The organism is Idiomarina sp. 28-8 (assembly GCF_000320945.2).
Taxonomy (GTDB): Bacteria; Pseudomonadota; Gammaproteobacteria; order Enterobacterales; family Alteromonadaceae; genus Idiomarina; species Idiomarina loihiensis.
In genome coordinates, this window is sequence record NZ_DF266797.1 from 1 (window position 1) to 2,520 (window position 2,520).

Below are 2,520 nucleotides of genomic sequence, written 5' to 3' on the forward strand. Positions count from 1 at the left end.
TATCCGGCACTGAATCAATAGGTGCCAGGAAGCGAACCCGGAGAACTGAAACATCTAAGTACCCGGAGGAAAAGAAATCAACCGAGATTTCCCCAGTAGCGGCGAGCGAACGGGAAGCAGCCCTTAAGCTTAACTTGTGCTAACAGAATCCGATGGGAAGCGGAGCCACAGACGGTGAGAGCCCGGTATGTGAAGGTGCATGATAAGTGAAATCGAGTAGGTCGGGACACGTGATATCCTGACTGAATATGGGGGGACCATCCTCCAAGGCTAAATACTCCCAACTGACCGATAGTGAACCAGTACCGTGAGGGAAAGGCGAAAAGAACCCCGGCGAGGGGAGTGAAACAGAACCTGAAACCGTGTACGTACAAGCAGTAGGAGCGGGTTCGTCCCGTGACTGCGTACCTTTTGTATAATGGGTCAGCGACTTATATTCTGTAGCAAGGTTAACCGTATAGGGAAGCCGTAGGGAAACCGAGTCTTAACTGGGCGTGAGTTGCAGGGTATAGACCCGAAACCGGGCGATCTAACCATGAGCAGGTTGAAGATTGAGTAACATCAATTGGAGGACCGAACCCACTTATGTTGAAAAATGAGGGGATGACTTGTGGCTAGGAGTGAAAGGCTAATCAAGCCCGGAGATAGCTGGTTCTCCCCGAAATCTATTTAGGTAGAGCCTCGGACGAATACCATTGGGGGTAGAGCACTGTTTGGGCTAGGGGGTCATCCCGACTTACCAACCCCATGCAAACTCCGAATACCAATGAGTACTATCCGGGAGACACACGGCGGGTGCTAACGTCCGTCGTGAAGAGGGAAACAACCCAGACCGCCAGCTAAGGTCCCGAAGTTATGGCTCAGTGGGAAACGATGTGGGAAGGCAGAGACAGCTAGGAGGTTGGCTTAGAAGCAGCCATCCTTTAAAGAAAGCGTAATAGCTCACTAGTCGAGTCGGCCTGCGCGGAAGATGTAACGGGGCTAAGCCATACACCGAAGCTGCGGCTGCATACTTATGTATGCGGGGTAGGGGAGCGTTCTGTAAGTGGGCGAAGGTGGTTCGAGAGGACTGCTGGACATATCAGAAGTGCGAATGCTGACATGAGTAACGATAATGGGAGTGAAAAACTCCCACGCCGGAAGACCAAGGTTTCCTATCCCATGCTAATCAGGGTAGGGTAAGTCGGCCCCTAAGGCGAGGCGGAAACGCGTAGTCGATGGAAAACAGGTCAATATTCCTGTACCGATGTTCATTGCGATGGGGGGACGGAGAAGGCTAGGTGAGCCGGGCGTTGGTAGTCCCGGTGAAAGTGCGTAGGCTGAGGACTTAGGTAAATCCGGGTCCTTAAGGCCGAGACACGAGACGAGTACCCACGGGTGCGAAGTCATTGATGCCATGCTTCCGGGAAAAGCCTCTAAGCTTCAGATGAACATTGACCGTACCCCAAACCGACACAGGTGGTCAGGTAGAGAATACTAAGGCGCTTGAGAGAACTCGGGTGAAGGAACTAGGCAAAATAGTACCGTAACTTCGGGAGAAGGTACGCCACTGGTGGTGATTGACTTCGCGTCATGAGCTGCTGGTGGTCGCAGTGACCAGGTGGCTGGGACTGTTTATTAAAAACACAGCACTGTGCTAACACGAAAGTGGACGTATACGGTGTGACACCTGCCCGGTGCCGGAAGGTTAATTGATGGGGTTAGTTTTCGGACGAAGCTCTTGATCGAAGCCCCGGTAAACGGCGGCCGTAACTATAACGGTCCTAAGGTAGCGAAATTCCTTGTCGGGTAAGTTCCGACCTGCACGAATGGTGTAACCATGGCCACGCTGTCTCCACCCGAGACTCAGTGAAATTGAAATCGCAGTGAAGATGCTGTGTACCCGCGGCTAGACGGAAAGACCCCGTGAACCTTTACTACAGCTTGGCACTGAACATTGAACCTACATGTGTAGGATAGGTGGGAGGCTTTGAAGCACTGGCGCCAGTTGGTGTGGAGCCATCCTTGAAATACCACCCTTGTATGTTTGATGTTCTAACATAGGCCCCTTATCGGGGTTGTGGACAGTGCCTGGTGGGTAGTTTGACTGGGGCGGTCTCCTCCCAAAGAGTAACGGAGGAGCACGAAGGTTGGCTAAGTACGGTCGGACATCGTACGGTTAGTGCAATGGCAGAAGCCAGCTTAACTGCGAGACAGACACGTCGAGCAGATACGAAAGTAGGTCATAGTGATCCGGTGGTTCTGAATGGAAGGGCCATCGCTCAACGGATAAAAGGTACTCCGGGGATAACAGGCTGATACCGCCCAAGAGTTCATATCGACGGCGGTGTTTGGCACCTCGATGTCGGCTCATCACATCCTGGGGCTGAAGTCGGTCCCAAGGGTATGGCTGTTCGCCATTTAAAGTGGTACGCGAGCTGGGTTTAGAACGTCGTGAGACAGTTCGGTCCCTATCTGCCGTGGGCGTTTGAGAGTTGAGAGGAGCTGCTCCTAGTACGAGAGGACCGGAGTGGACGAACC

General features: G+C 52.8%; 1 rRNA gene. It reads left to right on the forward strand.

The features are described 5' to 3' along the window. Positions 1-2,520: ribosomal RNA gene (locus tag RJ32_RS14365) — 23S ribosomal RNA — on the forward strand; the annotation flags it as partial.